Below are 19,442 nucleotides of genomic sequence, written 5' to 3'. Positions count from 1 at the left end.
GATGCTCACCATATGCCCGCACCGGCACATGCGGCCCGGCCTGGCAGGATGGTCCGATGCCCGACCACGACATCGTCGCCGCGATCACCGACGCGGCGCGCACGTCGGACCTCGAGGGTGTGCGGCTCATCGGGATCGACGGGCCGTCCGGCGCGGGCAAGTCCACCATCGCGCGCGCGGTCGCGCACGAACTGGACGCCCCGATCGTCGAGATCGACGACTTCGTCTCGTGGGGGAACTTCGCGGGCTGGTGGCCGAGATTCGACGCCGAGGTCGTCGAACCGCTTCTGGCCGGCCGCACGGCGCGATATCGGGTGCGCGACTGGCAGGGCGACGAGTTCGGCGACGGCCTCGCCGGATGGAAGAGCGTCGAGCCGGCGCCGTTCGTGATCTTCGAGGGCGTGACGTGCACGCGTCGCGCGGTCGCGGACCGGCTCGCGGTGCGGGTGTGGGTCGACGCGCCCGCCGATGAGCGGATGCGGCGCGGCATCGCCCGCGACGGAGAGAGCCACCGTCACCTGTGGGAGCGGTGGATGCCGGAGGAGGCCGCGTTCTTCGCCGCCGACGGCACAGCCGCGCGCGCGGACGTCGTCGTGGACGGCACCGCGGGCGCCCGTGCCGCCGACGGCACCCGCCGGACCTGACGCCGCCGGCACCGGCTGCCGGGTGCACCGCACGCCGTAGACTGGACGGCGTTCCCACACCCGCTCCGCAGCAGGAGATCCCGTGACGAAACCGTCCGCCACCCGCAGTTTCGAACTGCGCCACGTGCAGCTCGCACGTGCGGCGTTCGCGGCGATCGCGGCGATCATGGTGACCTTCTCCTCCGACCACTCCGCCGTGATCGGCCTGTCGATCTTCAGCGGCTTCGCGCTCGCGACAGGCCTCGTCCTCATCGCGGCCGGCTGGCTCGTCTACACGGTCGACACGCGCTGGCCGTCGGTGGCGGCCGGTTCGCTCTCGGTCATCGCGGGCCTCGCGGCCGGCGTCGCGCAGTTGCGCACCGACGCGATGTTCTTCGTGATCCTCATCTCCTGGGCGCTGCTGACCGGGTTGATCGAGGCGATCGTCGGTGCGCGCGGCCTGCGGGAGGCGAAGGCTCTGCCGAAGACGGCTGCCGCCCGCACGGCATCCCGCGACGGCATGACGGTCGGCATCCTGACCCTCGTCCTCGGCGTCGCGCTCATGTTCGTGCCCGGATTCCCGGCACTGCAGTACACGATCACCGAAGCCGATCAGACGTTCACGCTCACCGCGATCATCATCGGGGTCGGCCTGTTCGGCGGCTACGCGGCGATCCTCGCCGTGTACCTCGCGATCGCGGGACTCTCCCCGCGCCGCGCGGTCGATGCCGTCGACGCCGAGCCGCTTCCCGCCCCCGAACACGAGAGGGGCTCGGCATGACCGACGACAAGCCCACCCGCCGCGACCTCATGAAGCCCGTCCAGCTGCTCGGCCTGGCGTTCGGCTCGGCGCTGTTCGCCGGGATCGTCACGCTGGTCTCGATGGGCTTCTTCCAGCAGCGTGGCCCCGAGCAGGCGCCCGCCGCGCTTCAGCTCGCCCTGATCGTCGCCGGCATCACGTTCATCGTCGTGCTCGTGATGGTCGCCCTCATGCTCCTGGCGGTGGACCCGGCGCAGGTGAAGAAGCAGATCGACACTCCGGTGCTGCTGCCGAAGGACAAGCCGGCCGACGGCACGGGCCCGGACGCCGCAGGTTCGACGAAGCGCTGAGTCGCCCGTCCTCCTCGCGAGCCCGGCCCGGCCTCAGCGCGCTGCGACTTCGTCGACCAGCGCCGAGGCCAGGCCCGTATAGGTCGCGGGGGTCAGCGCGAGCAGGCGCTCCTTCGCGGCATCCCCGATGTCGAGGCCCCGGACGAATTCCGCGAGCTCCGGCCCGCCGACACGGCGGCCGCGCGTGAGGTCCTTCAGCAGCGCGTACGGGTCGGTGATCTGCGAGCGGCCGGCGGCGATCTCGGCGCGGACGACGGTCTGGATCGCTTCGGCGAGCACCTCCCAGTTGCCGTCGAGGTCGGCATCCAGCACCGGCTGCGCGAGGGCGATCTCGCCGAGGCCGCGCTGGAGGTTGTCCAGGGCGAGGAGCGAGTGGCCCAGGCCCACGCCGATGTTGCGCTGCGTCGTGGAGTCGGTGAGGTCGCGCTGCAGGCGCGAGGTCACGAGCGTCGCGGCGAGCGTCGCGAGCAGCCCGCCCGAGATCTCGAGGTTGGCCTCGGCGTTCTCGAAGCGGATCGGGTTGATCTTGTGCGGCATCGTCGAGGATCCGGTGGCGCCGGCGACCGGGATCTGCGAGAAGTAGCCGAGGGAGATGTAGGTCCACACATCCGTCGCGAGGTTGTGCAGGATGCCGCCCGCATGGCGCACGCGGTCGTAGAGCTCCACCTGCCAATCGTGCGATTCGATCTGGGTGGTCAGGACGTTGAATCCGATGCCGAGGCCCTCGATGAAGAGGCGCGACAGCTCGGGCCAGTCGACGTCGGGCTCGGCGGACAGGTGCGCCGACCATGTTCCGGTGGCCCCGGAGAACTTCGCCAGATACTCGGATGCCGCCACCTGCGCCGCGACGCGCTCGAGGCGCCAGACGAAGACCGCGAGCTCCTTGCCCATCGTGGTCGGAGTCGCGGGCTGGCCGTGCGTGCGGGAGAGCATCGCGGCGTCGCGGTGCTGCTCGGCCAGGCGACGGAGCGTGTCGATCACACCCTGCAGCTTCGGCAGCCACACCCGGGTCACGGCACGCTGGACCGTCAGGGCGTAGGAGGCGGAGTTGATGTCCTCGCTCGTGCACGCGAAGTGCGTGAGCTCGGCGATCCCGTCGAGTCCGAGGGCGGACAGCCGGTCGCGGACGAGGTATTCGACGGCCTTCACGTCGTGGCGCGTGACAGCTTCCTTCTCGGCGAGCCAGTCGATCTCGGCCTGCCCGAAGTCGCGGTAGAGCCCACGCAGGCTCTCCTTCTCGGCATCCGTCAGCGGGGACGTGCCGAACAGCGAGCGGTCCGTGAGCGCGATGAGCCACTCGACCTCGACCTCGACGCGGGCCTGGTTCAGGCCCGCCTCGGAGAGGTACTCGGAGAGGGCGCCCACGGCACCGGCGTACCGGCCGTCGAGCGGGCTGAGCGGCTGCGGAGGGAGGGAGGTCACGAAAGGCGATCCTACCGGGCGGGCCCCCGCGCGCCCCGGGCGGTGTTCACCCGGTGGTCACCCGACGGTCCGCGAAGAGGGGGTTTCGCATGTCGGCGCTCGCACGTAGCCTGGGCGCGTATCCGATATCCCCCCATCGATCGGAGTGCCTTCGTGCGCCGTCCCACCGTTGTCTCGGCATCCACCGCCCTCGTCCTCGCCCTCGCGGGATCCCTCGCCGCCGCGCCCGCCACCGCGGCGACCGGGGGAGTCGTGATCAACGAGTTCTCCGCCAGCACCGCCGGCACCGACGTCGAGTACGTCGAACTCCTCGCCCCGCCGGGCACCGACCTGTCCGGCTACCGCGTGCTGGAGATCGAAGGCGATTCCCCCGTCTTCGGCGTCGTCGACGAGGTCATCTCCTTCCCCGCTCCGGACGCGTCCGGCAGATCCCTCACCTCGCTGCCCGCGAACGCGCTGGAGAACGGCACGCTCAGCCTGCTGCTGGTGACCGGCGCGATCCCCGCGCTGAACGTCGATCTCGACGCCGACGACGACGGCACGATCGACGCGGCGTTCGGTCTCACGGTCGTGGACGCGATCGCCGTGAACGACGGCGGCGCCGGCGACCGCACGTACGGCGGCACCACTCTCACCCAGGGCTACGACGGGCTGTCCTTCACTCCCGGCGGCGCGTCGCGCATCCCGGACGGCACCGACACCGATGACACGTCGGACTGGGTGCGCAACGACTTCGACCTCGCCGGCATCCCGGGCTCCGCCGGCACGCTCGTCGCGGGTGAGGCACTGAACACCCCCGGCGGCGCGAACGCGACCTTCGTCGACCCCGGCCCGCAGCCCGGTGACGCGGACTGCGACGCCGAGACCGTCACGATCGGCTCCGTGCAGGGCAGCGGCGACACCTCGCCCGTGGTCGGGCAGGTCGTCCGTGTGGAGGGCGTCGTCGTCGGCGACTTCCAGTCCGCGGGCGGGCTCACCGGGTACTTCATCCAGGATGCCGGTGACGGCGATCCCGCCACGTCCGACGGTGTCTTCATCTATGCACCCGGTGCCGCCACCGATGTGTCCACGGGAGACGTGGTGAACGTCGCCGGCACGGTGAGCGAATTCGCCTCCGCCGGCGGGTCGCTCACGGAGATCACCGTGGGCGGGGTGGAGGTCTGCGCGACCGGCGCCGCGCTGCCGGCGCCCACGGCGCTCACCCTCCCGGCCGACGCGGGCGCCCGTGAGGCCCTCGAGGGCATGGCGGTCACGCTCCCGCAGTCGCTGTCGATCCTCGAGTACTTCGAGTACAGCCGGTTCGGCAGCGTCGAGGTCGGCCTCACGCGGCAGATGCAGCCGACCGCGGTGTTCGAGCCCGGCTCGGCCGAGGCGACCGCGCTCGCCGCGCAGAACGCCCTCGAGCGCATCACGCTCGACGACGGCCTGGGCACGCAGAACCCCGATCCGCTCCGCCACCCCGACGGCGCCGAGTTCACCCTGGCGAACTCGTTCCGCGGCGGCGACCTGCTCACCGGCATCACCGGAGTGCTGGACTACCGCTTCGGCGGATGGGCGATCCAGCCGACCGGCGCCGCCGAGTACACGGCCGCCAACCCGCGCGGCGGCGTGCCGGAGGTCGGCGGCGAGGTGACGGTCGCGAGCTTCAACGTGCTGAACTACTTCACGACCCTCGGCGACCGCGGTGCGAACACCGCGGCGGAGTTCGAGCGCCAGCAGGCGAAGATCGTCAGCGCGATCACCCAGATCGACGCGGACATCACCGGGCTCATCGAGATCGAGAACAACGGGACGGCGGTCGCCGCCCTCGTGGACGCGCTCAACGCCGTCGCCGGCGCGGGCACGTACGCGTTCATCCCGACCGGAGTGGTCGGCACGGACGCGATCACCACGGCGCTCATCTACCAGCCTGCTGCCGTGCAGCCGCAGGGCGACGTCGCGGTGCTCACCTCGGCGATCGACCCGCGGTTCCGAGACAACAACCGGCCGGCGCTCGCGCAGACCTTCGCGCAGGTCGGGGGAAGCGAGCCGGTCACCGTCGTCGTGAACCACTTCAAGTCGAAGGGATCGGACTGCAACGCGCTGGGCGACCCCGACCTCGGTGACGGCGCGGGCAACTGCAACATCACCCGCACGCTGGCCGCGACCGCGCTCGCGGACTGGCTCGCGGGCGACCCGACCGGTCAGGGCGCCGGCCGCGAGCTCATCATCGGCGACCTGAACTCGTACGACAAGGAAGACCCGATCGACGCACTCCGCGATGCGGGCTTCACCGACATGGTCGCGCAGTTCCAGGGTGAGAACGCGTACTCGTATGTCTTCGACGGTCAGCTCGGGTATCTCGATTACGCGCTGGCCGGCACGTCGCTCGCCGAGGACGTCACCGGTGCCGAGCACTGGCTGATCAACGCGGACGAGCCGACGGTGCTCGACTACAACACCGAGTTCAAATCGGCCGATCAGGTCGCCGAGCTGTACGCGCCCGATGCGTACCGCTCGAGCGACCACGACCCGGTCGTCGTGGGCCTTGACCTCACGCTGCCCGACACGACACCCCCGACGCTCGAACTCACCGCGTCTCCGGATTCGGTGTGGCCGCCGAACAGCAAGCCGCGCCAGGTGACGATCTCGGTCGATGCGGCGGATGACTCCGGCGATGTGAGCGTGGAGCTCGTCTCGGCGGTCGCGGCCGGAAACCGCAAGGCGGCCGTGACGCAGCTGAGCGACACGCGGTTCACGGTCATCGCCGCACACCGCTCGGTGTACACCTTCACCTACCGCGCGACCGACGCCGCCGGCAACGCCACGACCGAGACGGTCACGGTCCGCGTCGAGAAGTAGCCGCGGGTGCCGGCGGTCAGCCCTTCACGGGGCGGATCGCCGGCTCCAGCTGCCGGAAGAGTGCGGTGCTGCCGCGCTCGATCATCTCCAGCACGTCGTCGAACATGGCGGGGCCCGCGTAGTAAGGGTCGGGCACGTCGAGGGTGAGTCCGCCCTGCTCGAAGGACATGAGCAGCGCGATCTTGTCGGCGTCGGCATCCGTCCTCGCCCACCCGCGGAGAATGCGCTCATGGCTGCGGTCGAGCGCGACCACGAGGTCGTTGCGCGCGAAATCCGCGTGCGTGAACTGCTTCGCGCGGTGCCTGGTGCCGTCGTAGCCGTGCCGGTCGAGCGCGTCGATCGTGCGCTGATCGGCTCGTTCGCCGACGTGCCAGTCCCCGGTGCCGGCGCTCGTCGATGCCACCCGGTCGCTGAGTCCGGCCGCGTCGGCGAGCGACCGGAAGACGACCTCCGCCATCGGCGAGCGGCAGATGTTGCCGGTGCAGACGAAGACGACGTGGAAGGGCTCCACGGCGCGAACGGTCATCCACCCATTCTGCGACCGGGAGGCGGTTCCTGCACAACGCGGTCATGACACCCGTTGTCCCCAATCGCGCCGAGCGCGTCGTGTGCGGCTCGCGAGGCCGGTCAGACTCCTTCCATGGCGAGCCCCTTCGACGCAGCTCTGACGGCGGCCGACGCCGGCGCGTGGGCCCGAGCTCTCGAGGCGTTGTCGAGCGCCGAGAGACGCCTCGATGACGCAGTCCGTCGGCTCGACACCATCGCGGTCGGCGCCGTGCAGGCGGCCGAGCGCACGAGATGGCAGACGGATGCCGCCACCCGGTTCTTCGCCGCCGCCGACGCGTGGCGCCGCGCCGTGGCCGTCCTGCCGAGCGAGGTGGCCGCCGCGCGCGATGAAACGGTCCGCGCGCGCCTGCGCATCGAGTCCCGCGTCTGGACGGGACTGGAGTGAGCGACGACCTCGACATCCGCGGCGGAGGCCCGGTCGCTGTGGACACGGTGTCGCTCCGGGATGCGAGCGCCGCGTTCGCCGTCCTCGCCGCCGACCTCGACGAGATCGCGACATCGGTCGCGGCGGCGGGGCGGGCGCTGTGGGACGTTTCGACGGCGATCTGGGGTCCGGCGGAGACCGTCGAGGGCGCCCGCCGCCTCATCGCGGCCGCCGTCGATCAGGGGAACGGCATCGTCCGTGAGCTCCGCTTCGCCGCCGACGTGTACGAGCTCATCGAGCTGCGGGCGGAGCGCGCCGTGGCGGCGGCCGCGGACGATGCGGCCCGCGTCGCTCAGCTCGACGCGCGCATCGGCGGGCTGCTCCGAGCTGACCCGGACGTGGATGGATCCGCTCGCCGGGAGGTCCTCGCGCACGGTGCCTTCTGGCCGGCCGAGCTCGCCCGCCAGGCGCCGGGTGCACTGTGGTGGTTGGCTCCCGGTTTCGGCTCCGTCGCCGCCGGGGTCACCTGGACCGTGCTCCAGGGCATAGGGGCGACCCGGGCGGGCGCCGTTGCGTCCACCGCGCGCCTCCGTGGTGCTGCGGAGCCCGTCGTCGTGTCGGCCCTCGCGCGTCCCGCTCCCGTGCATGCGCCGGTCTCGCTCGCGGATGCGGCGGCACGGATGCCGTCGGGGCAGAGCCGCATCCGGGTCGAGCGCTACGAGATGGCGGACGGCTCCCGTCAGTTCGCCGTCTACGTGACCGGAACCCGCACGATCGCCCCGGGCACGACGGAGCCGTTCGACATGGCGTCGAACGTCGAGCTCTACAGCGGAGAGCGCTCGGCTTCGTACGACGCCACGCTCGCGGCGTTGCGCGACGCCGGTGCGCACCCCGGTGACATCGTGCACGCGTTCGGACACTCGCAGGGCGCCATGGTGACCGCATACCTGGCCGTGGAGAGCGGCTACGACACCGCGACCCTCGTCTCGTTCGGCTCGCCGGTCGAGGCGGATGTCGACGCCGGGACGCTCAGCGTGACGCTCCGCCACCGCGACGACCCCGTGACCGCGCTCGCCGGCGGCGGAAACGCGCCCGTCGGCGCACCCGGGAGCTTCGTCGCCGAACGCACCGCTGATCCCGCAGGTGGCGTGCACGACTTCGGGATCCCGGGGCACGGGATCGACACCTACGCGCACACGGCGCGGCTGCTCGACGACTCCGCGGATCCGCGGATGGATGCCGTGCGCGAGGTCTTCGCAGGGCTCGCGGGAGCGGCATCCGCCGAGGTGATCGAGTATGCGGCCGTGCGCGTCCCGGCCGTCCCGGCACCGGAGCCGGGACCGGCGGCGATCAGTCCCGGCGCTTCGGGCGCAGGATGATGCCGAAGATCCAGTTGATGAGCGAGATGATGATCGCCGCGACGACGCCCCACCAGAAGTCCTCGACGCGCAGGCCCCAGCTCCAGAAGCCCGTGATCCACGCGGTCAGCCACAACAGGAACGCGTTGATGATCAGGCCGATCAGACCGAGCGTGAGGATGTAGATCGGGAACGCCAGGATCTTTATCACCGTGCCGATCACGGTGTTCACCAGGGCGAAGATCGCGGCGACTACGAGCAGGGTGATCACGAACTGCAGCGTCTCGCCCGGCGGGAATGCGATCACCGAGACCTGAAGCGCCGGGATGAGGGTGACGACCCAGATCGCGAACGCGTTGACGACGACACGGATGAGGAAACCCATGGCGGTCAGTCTGCCACGATGGCCACGAGATGCCAGGCCTACAATCGGCAGGGTGACCGACGCCCCCGAGATCCCCGTCCGGATCCGCCCCGAGATCGCCGCGCTCCCGGCCTACAGGCAGGGAAAGCAGGCCGCGGCCGACGCGTTCAAGCTCTCCAGCAACGAGAACCCCTTCGACCCGCTGCCCGGCGTCCTCGAGGCCGTGCATGCCGCCTCGGAGCTGAACCGGTATCCCGACGCCACCGCTTCCCGGCTGCGCGCCCGACTCGCCGAGCGCTTCGGCGTGGGCGACGATGCGGTGCACATCGCCGCCGGCAGCGTGTCGATCCTCGCCCAGCTCATCCTCGCAACCTCCGGTCCAGGGGACGAGATCGTCTTCGCATGGCGCTCGTTCGAGGCCTACCCCGGTCTCGCGATCGTCGCCGGTGCGACGCCGGTGCAGGTGCCGCTCACGGAGGATGCCCGGCATGACCTGCCCGCGATGGCCGCGGCCATCACCGGGCGCACCCGCGCGATCATCGTGTGCACCCCCAACAACCCGACCGGCCCGATCGTCACACAGGCCGAGTTCGATGCGTTCGCCGATGCCGTTCCCGACGATGTCCTGATCATCCTCGACGAGGCGTACGCGGAGTTCGTGACGCGGCCGGACTCCGTGGACGGGCTGAAGGTGCTCGGCGGCGAAGGCCGGGCGAACGTCGTGGTGCTCCGAACCTTCTCGAAGGCATTCGGGCTCGCGGGGCTCCGCGTCGGCTATGCGATCGGCCACCCGCGGATCCTCGACGCCGCGCGCAGCACGAGCATCCCGCTCTCGGTCACGGCGCACGCGGAGGAGGCGGCGCTGGCGAGCCTCGACCGCGAGGAGGAGCTCCTGCAGCGCGTGCGCGTGCTCGCGGAGCGCCGCGACCGGCTCGCCGCCGCCCTGCGCGCGATCGGCTGGAAGATCCCCGACGCCCAGGGGAACTTCGTGTGGCTCCCCGCCGGACGCGAGACGCTCGAGATCGCCGAGGCGTTCAGCGCGGCGGGTCTCATCGTGCGCCCGTTCGCCGGCGACGGTCTGCGGATCAGTGTGGGCGAAGAGGACTCTGTCGAGAAGGTCCTATGGATCGCGGCATCCGTTGTGAAGGACCTCCCAGAGGACCACTCGGGGCGCGGGCTAGCGTAGGCAGGGTGACTGTGCCCGAGAACGCCGTGCCGGATTCCGCAGCGCCCGATCTCGTGCGCGTCCTCGCCGCGGACGGATCCCTCGCGCCGACCCCGGCCGCCGAGCGCTACCTCGAGATCATCGACGCGCTGACGGATGCCGACCTCGAGGGCTTCTACCGCGACATGTCCGTGATCCGGGCCTTCGACCAGCAGGCGACCAACCTGCAGCGCCAGGGCCAGCTCGCGCTCTGGCCCCCGAGCTTCGGGCAGGAGGCGGCGCAGGTCGGATCCGCCCGGGCGGCTCGCGCGCAGGACCACTTGTTCCCCTCGTACCGCGAGCACGTCGTCTGCACGATCCGGGGCGTGGATCCGGTCGACATCATCCGCGTGATGCGCGGGCTCACGCACGGCGGGTGGAACCCGTACGACCCGAAGAACGGCAACACGCACATCTACACGCTCGTGCTCGGCTCGCAGACGCTGCACGCGACGGGCCTGGCGATGGGCCTCGTCTTCGACGGCAAGTCGGGATCGGGCGACCCCGAGCGCGACGAAGCCGTCATCGTCTACTACGGCGACGGCGCGTCCAGCCAGGGCGACGTGCACGAGGCGATGGTGTTCGCCGCGAGCTACCGCACCCCCGAGGTGTTCTTCCTGCAGAACAACCAGTGGGCGATCTCGGTGCCGGTCGCGACCCAGTCGCGGTCACCGCTGTACCGCCGGGGTGAGGGGTACAGCATCCCGAGCGTGCAGCTCGACGGCAACGACGTGCTCGCAAGCTACGCCGTGACCCGCGTCGCCCTCGACGAGGCTCGTGCCGGTGGCGGCCCGCGGGCGATCGAGGCGATGACGTACCGCATGGGCGCGCACACCACGAGCGACGACCCCACGAAGTACCGCACCTCGGACGAGGAGGACTCGTGGGCCCGCCGTGACCCGATCTCGCGGATGCGCGCCTACCTGCGGGGACGGGGCGCGTCGGACGCGTTCTTCGCCGAGGTCGAGGCGGAGGGCGCCGCGGTCGCGGAGGACGCGCGCGTCCGGACGGTCGAACTCGGCGGGATCCCCACCGACCTCATGTTCGACCACGTGTACAGCGAGGAGCATCCGCTCATCGATCAGCAGAAGGCGTGGCTCGCCGACTACGAGTCCTCGTTCGAAGGCGGTGCCGCGTGACCGGGCAGCTCGAGACCCTGCCCTTCAGCCGCGCGCTCAACGCCGGGCTCCGCCGCGCGATGAGCGAGGACGACCGGGTCCTGCTCATGGGCGAGGACATCGGCAAGCTCGGCGGGGTGTTCCGTGTCACGGAAGGGCTGCAAGCCGAGTTCGGCGAGCAGCGGGTGCTGGACACCCCCCTCGCGGAATCCGGGATCGTCGGCACCGCGATCGGTCTCGCGATGGGCGGCTTCCGCCCCGTCGTGGAGATCCAGTTCGACGGGTTCGTCTTCCCCGCGTTCGATCAGATCACCTCGCAGCTGGCGAAGATCACGAACCGCCACGAGGGCGCTGTGAGCATGCCCGTCGTGATCCGCATCCCGTACGGCGGGCACATCGGCGCGGTGGAGCACCACCAGGAGAGTCCCGAGGTCTACTTCGCGCACACGCCCGGCCTCCGGGTCGTGAGCCCGTCGACCCCGAACGACGCGTACTGGATGATCCAGGATGCGATCGCGTCGAAGGACCCCGTCGTGTTCCTCGAGCCCAAGAGCCGGTACTGGCAGAAGGGCGAGGTCGACACCACCGCCCGCGCGCTGCCGCTGCACGCGAGCCGGCTCGTCCGCCGCGGCACCGACGTCACGCTCGTCGGCCACGGCGCGATGGTGGCGACGCTCCTGCAGGCCGCGGCACTCGCCGAATCCGAGGGCACGTCGTGCGAGGTGATCGATCTGCGCTCGCTGTCGCCGGTCGACTACGGCCCGATCCTGGACTCGGTCCGTCGTACGGGGCGCATGGTCTACGCGCAGGAGGCGCCCGGGTTCGCCTCCGTCGGCTCCGAGGTCGCCGCGACCGTGATGGAGAAGGCGTTCTACGCACTCGAGGCGCCCGTGCTGCGGGTCTCGGGCTTCGACGCCCCGTTTCCCCCGGCCAAGCTCGAGGGCGCCTACCTCCCGGATGCGGACCGCATTCTGGAGGCCGTCGACCGCACCCTGGCGTACTGACCGATGCCCTACCCCGCGAAACTGCAACATCACGCCGAGACCAAGGGGAATCCCCGAGGTCTCGGCCCTCGGATGCAGTCTCACGGTACGAAGAAGGTGCGAGAGGATCGAACATGAGCACCCAGACCTTCCTTCTCCCCGACGTCGGCGAAGGCCTGACCGAGGCCGAGATCGTGTCGTGGCGGGTCGCGCCCGGTGACACCGTCGCCGTGAACGACGTGCTGGTCGAGATCGAGACCGCGAAGTCGCTCGTCGAGCTGCCCTCGCCGTTCGCCGGCGTCGTCGGCGATCTCCTGGCCGACGAGGGCGCCACCGTGAACGTCGGCGCCGCGATCATCACGATCGCGGGCGCCGATGCCGCCGCACCTCCCGCGACCGCGGGTCAGAGTGAGCACGGTGAGCCGCACGAGCCGGACGGCGGCGGCTCGGTCCTGGTCGGCTACGGAAGTGCCGGCCACGTGCAGTCCCGGCGCCGCAAGCCCGCCGAGCGTCCGGTTCGCGCGTCGGTCGGCGTGGTCGCCAAGCCCCCGATCCGCAAGCTCGCCCGCGACCTCGGCGTCGACCTCGCCGACGTCACCCCGAGCGGCGCGGCCGGCGAGGTCACGCGCGACGACGTCATGAAGCACGCGTCGCAGGCGAGCGTCTTCCGCAACATCCAGACGCCCGAGTGGGGTGCCGTGCGGGAGGAGACGATCCCGGTTCCGGCGACGGATGCCGCGGCATCCGTCCCCGCGACGCCCGAGCCGCAGGCACCGGCGGCCGATGACCGCGAGGAGTCGATCCCGGTGCGCGGTGTCCGCAAGGCGACGGCGAGCGCGATGACCAGCAGTGCGTACTCCGCACCGCACGTGTCGGTGTGGGTCGATGTCGACGCCTCGCGCACGATGGAGCTCGTGAAGCGGCTGAAGACCTCACCGGACTTCGCCGACGTCAAGGTCTCGCCGCTGCTCATCATGGCCCGCGCGGTCATCTGGGCGGTGCGCCGCACCCCCATGGTGAACGCGGCGTGGGTCGACGGCGAGGACGGAGCGTCGATCCGCGTGCGCCACTACGTGAACCTCGGCATCGCGGCGGCGACTCCGCGGGGCCTGCTCGTCCCCAACATCAAGGACGCGCAGGATCTCAACACGCGCGAGCTCGCCCGGGCGCTGGAGAAGCTGACCCTCACGGCGCGGGACGGCAAGACGAGCCCCGCCGACCAGCAGGGTGGCACGATCACGATCACGAACATCGGTGTCTTCGGCGTCGATGCGGGCACCCCGATCATCAACCCGGGCGAGGTCGGCATCATCGCGCTCGGCGCGATCCGGCAGAAGCCGTGGGTCGTCGACGGGGAGATCCGTCCGCGGTGGGTCACGACGGTCTCCGGTTCATTCGATCACCGCGTCGTCGACGGCGACGGCATCTCGCGCTTCGTCGCCGACGTCGCCTCGGTCCTCGAGGAGCCCGCGCTGCTGCTGGACTGATGACGGATTCAGCCGATTCATAGCGACGACGGCATACGATCGTCTCATCAAGGGGAGTACTCCCGACGCGGTGAAGCCGTCATCACGGATGCGACCAGCATCCCGGCTCGCCGGCCCGGATTCCGGGTGGAGGAGACCTTGGCATCACCCGATCGCCAACGTCTCGAAAGGCCCCTCATGAGCACCTTCAACCGTCTGTTCGACCTCGCCGGCAAGGCCCTGGGCGACAAGACCCGCACATCCGCCGGTTCCAGGGGAGCCGCATCCACCGACTGGCGTTCGATGGTCCAGAAGGCCGCCGACTCGCTCACGGGTGAGAAGCGTCCCGTCTCGACCACGCCGCCGCCGGCTCCTGGGTCGCCCGCCGCGACGACGGGTTCGAATGCCGCGATGACGGATGCCGACCGCGCGGCGATCGCCCGGTACGACTACCTGATGCAGACCGCCGACCCGCAGCAGATCGAGCGCATCCACCGCGATGCGTTCGCGCGGCTCACGCCCGCCCAGCGTGCCGAGGTGCAGGCGCGGATGAACGCCGAGCTGCCGTCCTACGAGCAGCCGCGCTCGGCGGACCCGGCCGATCTCGCTCGCGCCGCCGCCCGGACCGAGGCCATGCAGCCGGGAAGCATGCGCGGCCTCCTCGGTCGCGCCGGCGGTAAAGCCGGACTCGTGGGTGCGGGTGCTGCCGCGGGCGGTGTGCTCGGACTCGTCGCGGGCGGCGCGATCGCGAGTGCGGTCGCGCTTCCGCTCCTCGCGCAGGCCGCGTCGTTCGGCGTGGACTTCGAGTCGATGGCGGCGGGCATCGACCCCGAGGCGCTCGTGGGCGACGGGCTCGGCGCGGTCGGCGAACAGGTCTCGGGCCTCGGTGAGCACGTCACCGGATTCGGCGAGGGGCTGTCCGACTTCGGCATCCCGGGTCTGGGCGACCTCTTCGGACGCTGATCCGCCGCTGATTTCCGGAGACTACGATCGCCGCATGGCTTTCGGAGGACTGCATCCCGACGCTCCCGTGTTCTTCCGCGATCTCGCGGTGAACAACACGAAAGCGTGGTGGACGGCGAACAACGAGCGCTACCTCGCGCACGTCCGCGGTCCGTTCGAGGAGCTCGCGATGCAGCTCGAACCCGAGTTCGGCGATGTGAAGATCTTCCGCCCGTATCGCGATGTGCGCTTCAGCGCCGACAAGACGCCGTACAAGACGCACATCGGGATGGTCTCCCGCGCGCCGATCGCGCACTATCTCCAGCTGAGCGAGCACGGTCTCTTGATCGGGGGCGGCGTGTACGACGTCCCGCCCGCGGCGCTCGCTCGGTTCCGCGAGATCGTCGATCATGACCGGCTGTCGGCGGAGCTCGATGCCGTGCTCGCACAGATGGATGCCGCGCACCTCGCGCCGATGACGGACGACGCGCTGCGCACGGCGCCCCGCGGCTACCCGGTCGATCATCCGCGCATCGATCTGCTGCGCCTGAAGCACCTCGCGGTCGGGGTCGAGGAGGAGCTCGCCGACTGGATGTGGACGCCGGACGCGTTCGACATCATCAGCGACACGTGGCGCTCGGTGTCGGTGTGGTGCACCTGGGTCGCCGAGAACCTCGGAGACCTGGTGATCCGGCCCGAGCGCTCCCGCCGCCCCTGACTGCCGCTCGCGAGAGGGCAGAAATGGAGGGTCTCAGCGGCGTGTCGCCCTACATTCGTGCCCTCTCGCGGAGGAGCCGGCGGGCGGGTTTGAGAACGATTATCAATAACGATAGTCTGGGGTCATGACGACCCCGCGCCGAATGCTTCCCGTGCTCGCCCTGTCCGCTCTGGTCCTCGCGGGGTGCGCGACCGGGACGGATGCCGCGTCCACGGACGACGGCACGCTGCAGGTCGTGGCCTCCACGAACGTCTACGGCCAGATCGCCGAGGAGATCGGCGGAGACCTGATCGACGTGGCCGCGATCGTGAACTCGGCCGCACAGGACCCGCACTCGTTCGAGGCCACGGCCCAGGATCAGCTGACCGTCTCGAAGGCCGATCTCATCATCGAGAACGGCGGCGGCTACGACGGCTTCATCGACTCGCTCATCGAGGCGACCGGCACGGAGGCGCCGGTGATCACCGCGGTGGAGTTCTCCCACGACTGGCCCGAGAACGCCGGGCACGAGGAGTCGTCGGCCCCGGAGGGCAGCGCGGCGCCCGAGGAGGACGCCCACGGCGACCACGACCACGCCCACGTCGAGGGCTTCAACGAGCACGTCTGGTACGACCTGCACACGATCGAGCACGTCGCCGAAGCGATCTCCGAGGAGCTCTCCGCCCTGCAGCCGGCGGACGCCGCCACCTTCCAGGACAACGCCGCGACCTTCGTCGCCGGCATCGCGGACCTCGAAGCCGGCCTGTCCGACATCGACGCCGCGCACGCGGGCGACGGCGTCTTCGTCACCGAGCCGGTGCCGGTCTACCTGACCGCCGCCGCGGGACTGGAGAACCTCACTCCCGAGGCGTTCAGCGAAGCCGTCGAGGAGGGGCAGGACGTCCCGCCCGCGACGCTGCTCGAGGCGCTCGACCTCGTCAGGGACGGCAGCGTCCGCGTCGTGATCGTCAACAGCCAGACCGGTGGTGCGGAGACGACGCAGATCTCCGACGAGGCCGAGGGACTCGGCATCCCGGTCATCGCGTTTTCGGAAACGCTCCCCGAGGGCCAGACTTACCTCTCGTGGATGCAGGAGAACATCGCCGCGCTGGCGGGCGCGCTGGCCGCGTGAGCGGCACCGCCGACTTCAGCGGCGCTGTCCTGCAGATCCGCGGGGCGGCGCTGCGGCGCGAGGGCCGCGAGCTGTGGGCGGGGCTGGACCTCGACGTGCAGCCCGGCGAGCTCGTCGCGGTCCTCGGGCCCAGCGGTTCGGGCAAGACCACGCTGCTGCGTTCCATCCTCGGCCTCGAACCCCTCAGTGCGGGCACGATCACGGTCGACGGACGCCCGGTGCACGGGCCCGGAAACCGTACGATCGGCTATATCCCGCAGTCCCGCCCGCTGCCGCGTGACACCGCCCTGCGCGGCCGCGACCTCATCGCGCTCGGCGTGAACGGCCACCGGTTCGGTCTGCCGATCCCGCGGCGAGCGGATGCCGCACGCGTGGCGACGCTCGTCGACGAAGTCGGCGCCGCCGCGTTCGCCGACCGCCCGATCGGCATCCTCTCCGGCGGTGAGCAGCAGCGTCTGCGCGTCGGGCAGGCGCTCGCGGACGACCCCGCGCTCCTGCTGTGCGACGAGCCGCTCACGAGTCTGGACCTCGCGAACCAGCAGGCCGTGATCGGGCTGATCGACCGGCACCGCCGGGAGCGCGACGCGGGCGTGCTGCTCGTGACGCACGACATCAACCCGCTGCTCGGCAAGGTCGACCGCATCCTGTACATCGCGAACGGGCGCTTCACGCTCGGGACGCCGGGCGAGGTCCTGCGCTCGGATGTCCTCACCGACCTCTACGGTGCCCACGTCTTCGTCCTGCGCGCCGGCGACCGGCTCGTGGTGGTCGGCGCGCCGGACGCGGAGGCCTCGCACCACCACCACGACTCGCACCACGAGGGCGGGGCGCACGCATGAACTGGGACGACATCGGCACCGCGATGTTCGGAGGGCTGCCCGTCTACGGCGAGATCCTCGCGCTCGTGTCGAACTCGGTGTGGGCGGGAGCGATCCTGGGTCTGGTCGGGGGGCTCGTCGGCGTCTTCGTGATCCAGCGGGACATGGCCTTCGCCGTGCACGGGATCAGTGAACTCTCCTTCGCGGGCGCCGCGGCCGCGCTCCTGATCGGCGTGGACGTCGTCACCGGCTCGATCGTCGGCTCGCTCATCGCCGCCGCCCTCATCGGCTGGCTGGGCGCCCGGGCGCGCGACCGCAACTCGATCATCGGCGTCCTCATGCCGTTCGGTCTGGGCCTCGGAATCCTGTTCCTCTCGCTCTACAACGGGCGCAGCGCGAACCGCTTCAGTCTCCTGACGGGTCAGATCGTCTCCGTGCAGACCGGGCAGCTGGGCTGGCTCATCGGCATCAGCCTGGTCGTGCTGCTCGGCATCCTGTTCATCTGGCGTCCGCTGCGGTTCGACTCGCTCGATCCGCAGTCCGCCGCGGCGCGCGGCGTGCCGACCACCGCGATCTCGCTCGGCTTCATGCTGCTGCTCGGCCTGATCGTCGCCGTCGCGGTGCACATCATCGGGGCGCTCCTGGTGATGGCGCTCCTGGTCACCCCCGCGGCCGCGGCCATGCGGGTCGCGACCGGGCCGCTGTCGGTGCCGCTGCTCTCGGCGGCGTTCGGCTTCGTCTCGGCGGTGGGCGGGATCCTGCTCGCGATCGCCGGGACCCTGCCGGTGAGCCCGTACATCACGACGATCTCGTTCCTCATCTACGTCGTCTGCCGGGTGATCGGCGCACGCCGGGGCCGGGTGACGCGGTCGAAGCCCGGGGCGAAATCGACACTTGCGGCCGCGTGAGCTACCCGGGCCCGCGAAATCCCCCCGGCGTTTCACCGAGCGCGGCAGCCACCCCCTCCCGGCTCCCGCTCAGAGCCGCTCGGTAGACTCGCCGGCATGGCTCAGCGCAACACCTGGCAGCGCGATCGCGTGCGCGAGGCGCTCGCCGACGCTCCGGGGTTCGTGAGTGCCCAGTCGCTGCACGCGACCCTGCGCGACGAGAACACCGGCATCGGGCTGGCCACCGTCTACCGCGCGCTCGCCGGTCTCGCGGCTCAAGGCGAGGCCGATTCCCTGCAGAGTCCCGAGGGTGAGGCCCTCTACCGCGCCTGCTCCACCTCGGGACACCACCACCACCTGATCTGCCGCTCGTGCGGTCTCACGGTCGAGATCGAGGCGACCGACGTCGAGCAGTGGGCGCGGGCGACGGCAGAGCGCAACGGCTTCACCCAGGCCGAGCACATCGTCGACATCTTCGGCCTCTGCGCGGCGTGCACGGCCGCCGCGAGCGAGCGTGACGCGGACTGAGAGCCGCCCGGTCGCCGCGCCGCGGCGGACGGGACGCACCCTGGTCGCCGTCGCGATCGGGGTCGCGGTCATCGCCGCGCTGTTCGTGATCGACGCGGTCGCCCCGACGCTCTTCCCCGCCTCCCTGCCCACCCGCGCGCAGGACGGGCTGACGCTCGCGGTCAGCGTCCTGATCGAGTCGCTCCCGTTCGTCGCGCTCGGCGTCGTGCTCTCGATCGTCGTGCAGGTGTGGGTGCCACCCGGAGCGATCGAACGGTGGATGCCGCGCCGGGCGTGGGCGCGCCGCATGGTGCTCTCGCTCCTCGGCATGCTCATCCCGGTGTGCGAGTGCGGCAACGTCCCGTTCGCCCGCGGGCTCCTCATGCGCGGGTTCACCGTCCCGGAGACCCTCACGTTCCTGATCGCCGCGCCGATCGTGAATCCCATCGTGATCATCACGACGAACCAGGCGTTCGGCTTCAGCGACGGCATCCTGATCGCCCGTCTGCTCGGCGGGTACGCGATCGCGAACCTGATCGGCTGGCTCTACAGCCGCCACCCCGACCCGGACGCCCTGCTGACGGACCGGTTCCGCGACACGTGCGAGCTCGTGCTCGACGAGCCCGGCGGACGCGGCCGCCGCAGCCTCGCCCAGTTCGTGATCGAGCTGCGCGCCGTGATGCCGGCCCTCGTGATCGGATCGGCGCTCGCCGGCGCGGTGCAGGTGCTCATTCCGCGCGAGGCGCTCCTGGCGATCGGATCGAACCCGGCACTGTCGATCGTGGCGATGATGGCGCTCGCGATGGTCGTGTCGATCTGCTCGAACGTCGACGCGTTCTTCGCGCTGTCGTTCGCGTCGACCTTCACTCCGGGCTCGATCGTCGCGTTCCTGCTCGTCGGACCCCTCGTGGACATCAAGATGCTCGCGCTCATGCGCACGACCTTCACGACCCGCACCCTCGCGGGGCTCGTGGTGATCGTGGTGCTCTCGGCGTTCGCGATCGGGTCGGTGGTGAACCTCCTTGCGTAAGGCGGGCTT

At 70.8% G+C, this 19,442-nt stretch carries 20 protein-coding genes; 17 read left to right on the top strand and 3 right to left on the bottom strand.

Annotated elements, in window-relative coordinates:
• The first annotated feature begins 56 nt into the window (after window positions 1–56).
• The 3 genes from ABD197_RS01280 (at window position 57) to ABD197_RS01270 (ending at window position 1,733) form a co-directional block, all read left to right on the top strand.
• Window positions 57–644 (top strand): uridine kinase family protein, encoded by a 588-nt coding sequence (locus ABD197_RS01280; RefSeq protein WP_344050790.1) that lies wholly within the window; start codon window positions 57–59, stop codon window positions 642–644.
• 82 nt (window positions 645–726) lie between these two features.
• Window positions 727–1,404 carry an acyl-CoA synthetase gene (locus ABD197_RS01275; RefSeq protein ID WP_344050788.1) on the top strand — a complete coding sequence of 226 codons (678 nt, stop codon included), beginning with the start codon at window positions 727–729 and terminating at the stop codon, window positions 1,402–1,404.
• On the top strand, window positions 1,401–1,733 hold the full coding sequence (locus ABD197_RS01270) for an amino acid transporter (RefSeq protein WP_344050786.1): 333 nt from the start codon (window positions 1,401–1,403) through the stop codon (window positions 1,731–1,733). Before ABD197_RS01275 ends, ABD197_RS01270 begins: the two co-directional genes overlap by 4 nt.
• Before the next feature lie 33 nt (window positions 1,734–1,766).
• Here the strand turns inward: ABD197_RS01270 and purB are convergent, their stop codons facing one another.
• Entirely contained in the window at window positions 1,767–3,155 is a 1,389-nt protein-coding gene (purB, locus tag ABD197_RS01265) for an adenylosuccinate lyase (RefSeq protein WP_344050784.1), read from the bottom strand.
• 153 nt (window positions 3,156–3,308) lie between these two features.
• On the opposite strand from purB, the gene ABD197_RS01260 reads away from it, so the two are divergent.
• A complete protein-coding gene (locus ABD197_RS01260; RefSeq protein WP_344050781.1) occupies window positions 3,309–5,996 on the top strand; it encodes an ExeM/NucH family extracellular endonuclease in 2,688 nt (895 codons plus the stop codon).
• Between the two features lie 16 nt (window positions 5,997–6,012).
• Here the strand turns inward: ABD197_RS01260 and ABD197_RS01255 are convergent, their stop codons facing one another.
• Window positions 6,013–6,522, bottom strand: a complete 510-nt coding sequence (locus tag ABD197_RS01255; RefSeq protein ID WP_344050779.1) for a low molecular weight protein-tyrosine-phosphatase — start codon at window positions 6,520–6,522, stop codon at window positions 6,013–6,015.
• A gap of 114 nt (window positions 6,523–6,636) precedes the next feature.
• Between ABD197_RS01255 and ABD197_RS01250 the strand changes: the two genes are divergently transcribed.
• Both ABD197_RS01250 and ABD197_RS01245 read left to right on the top strand, forming a co-directional pair.
• Complete coding sequence (locus ABD197_RS01250; protein WP_344050777.1) at window positions 6,637–6,948, top strand: hypothetical protein; 312 nt, start codon at window positions 6,637–6,639, stop codon at window positions 6,946–6,948.
• Entirely contained in the window at window positions 6,945–8,306 is a 1,362-nt protein-coding gene (locus tag ABD197_RS01245; protein ID WP_344050775.1) for a hypothetical protein, read from the top strand. The genes ABD197_RS01250 and ABD197_RS01245 overlap by 4 nt, the downstream gene beginning before the upstream one ends.
• On the opposite strand, the gene ABD197_RS01240 is transcribed toward ABD197_RS01245, so the two are convergent.
• Entirely contained in the window at window positions 8,278–8,670 is a 393-nt protein-coding gene (locus tag ABD197_RS01240) for a phage holin family protein (protein WP_344050773.1), read from the bottom strand. The genes ABD197_RS01245 and ABD197_RS01240 overlap by 29 nt on opposite strands.
• Before the next feature lie 52 nt (window positions 8,671–8,722).
• On the opposite strand from ABD197_RS01240, the gene ABD197_RS01235 reads away from it, so the two are divergent.
• From ABD197_RS01235 to ABD197_RS01185, 11 genes are all read left to right on the top strand, one after another.
• A complete protein-coding gene (locus ABD197_RS01235) occupies window positions 8,723–9,835 on the top strand; it encodes a histidinol-phosphate transaminase (protein ID WP_344050771.1) in 1,113 nt (370 codons plus the stop codon).
• A gap of 5 nt (window positions 9,836–9,840) precedes the next feature.
• Entirely contained in the window at window positions 9,841–10,992 is a 1,152-nt protein-coding gene (locus ABD197_RS01230) for a thiamine pyrophosphate-dependent dehydrogenase E1 component subunit alpha (RefSeq protein ID WP_344050769.1), read from the top strand.
• The gene (locus tag ABD197_RS01225) at window positions 10,989–11,975 is read left to right on the top strand and encodes an alpha-ketoacid dehydrogenase subunit beta (protein ID WP_344050767.1); all 987 of its coding nucleotides are present in this window, start codon (window positions 10,989–10,991) and stop codon (window positions 11,973–11,975) included. Before ABD197_RS01230 ends, ABD197_RS01225 begins: the two co-directional genes overlap by 4 nt.
• Before the next feature lie 113 nt (window positions 11,976–12,088).
• Entirely contained in the window at window positions 12,089–13,441 is a 1,353-nt protein-coding gene (locus tag ABD197_RS01220) for a dihydrolipoamide acetyltransferase family protein (protein WP_344050765.1), read from the top strand.
• Window positions 13,442–13,618: 177 nt separating this feature from the next.
• Window positions 13,619–14,383: a cation-transporting ATPase gene (locus ABD197_RS01215; protein WP_344050763.1), complete on the top strand. Its 765-nt coding sequence runs from the start codon at window positions 13,619–13,621 to the stop codon at window positions 14,381–14,383.
• Between the two features lie 34 nt (window positions 14,384–14,417).
• Entirely contained in the window at window positions 14,418–15,080 is a 663-nt protein-coding gene (locus ABD197_RS01210; protein WP_344050761.1) for a DUF2461 domain-containing protein, read from the top strand.
• 124 nt (window positions 15,081–15,204) lie between these two features.
• Complete coding sequence (locus tag ABD197_RS01205) at window positions 15,205–16,191, top strand: metal ABC transporter substrate-binding protein (RefSeq protein ID WP_344050759.1); 987 nt, start codon at window positions 15,205–15,207, stop codon at window positions 16,189–16,191.
• Window positions 16,188–17,030, top strand: coding sequence for a metal ABC transporter ATP-binding protein (locus ABD197_RS01200; protein WP_344050757.1), 843 nt, complete (start codon window positions 16,188–16,190; stop codon window positions 17,028–17,030). The genes ABD197_RS01205 and ABD197_RS01200 overlap by 4 nt, the downstream gene beginning before the upstream one ends.
• The gene (locus ABD197_RS01195; protein ID WP_344050755.1) at window positions 17,027–17,917 is read left to right on the top strand and encodes a metal ABC transporter permease; all 891 of its coding nucleotides are present in this window, start codon (window positions 17,027–17,029) and stop codon (window positions 17,915–17,917) included. Before ABD197_RS01200 ends, ABD197_RS01195 begins: the two co-directional genes overlap by 4 nt.
• Before the next feature lie 96 nt (window positions 17,918–18,013).
• A complete protein-coding gene (locus tag ABD197_RS01190) occupies window positions 18,014–18,424 on the top strand; it encodes a Fur family transcriptional regulator (RefSeq protein ID WP_344050753.1) in 411 nt (136 codons plus the stop codon).
• Window positions 18,411–19,433 carry a permease gene (locus tag ABD197_RS01185; protein ID WP_425560991.1) on the top strand — a complete coding sequence of 341 codons (1,023 nt, stop codon included), beginning with the start codon at window positions 18,411–18,413 and terminating at the stop codon, window positions 19,431–19,433. Before ABD197_RS01190 ends, ABD197_RS01185 begins: the two co-directional genes overlap by 14 nt.
• Window positions 19,434–19,442 lie beyond the last annotated feature (9 nt).

Origin of the sequence: Microbacterium lacus (genome assembly GCF_039531105.1) — a bacterium.
GTDB classification, from domain to species: domain Bacteria; phylum Actinomycetota; class Actinomycetes; order Actinomycetales; family Microbacteriaceae; genus Microbacterium; species Microbacterium lacus.
The sequence above is the reverse complement of the archived record's forward strand: the minus strand, read 5'-3'. Positions and strand labels throughout refer to the sequence as shown.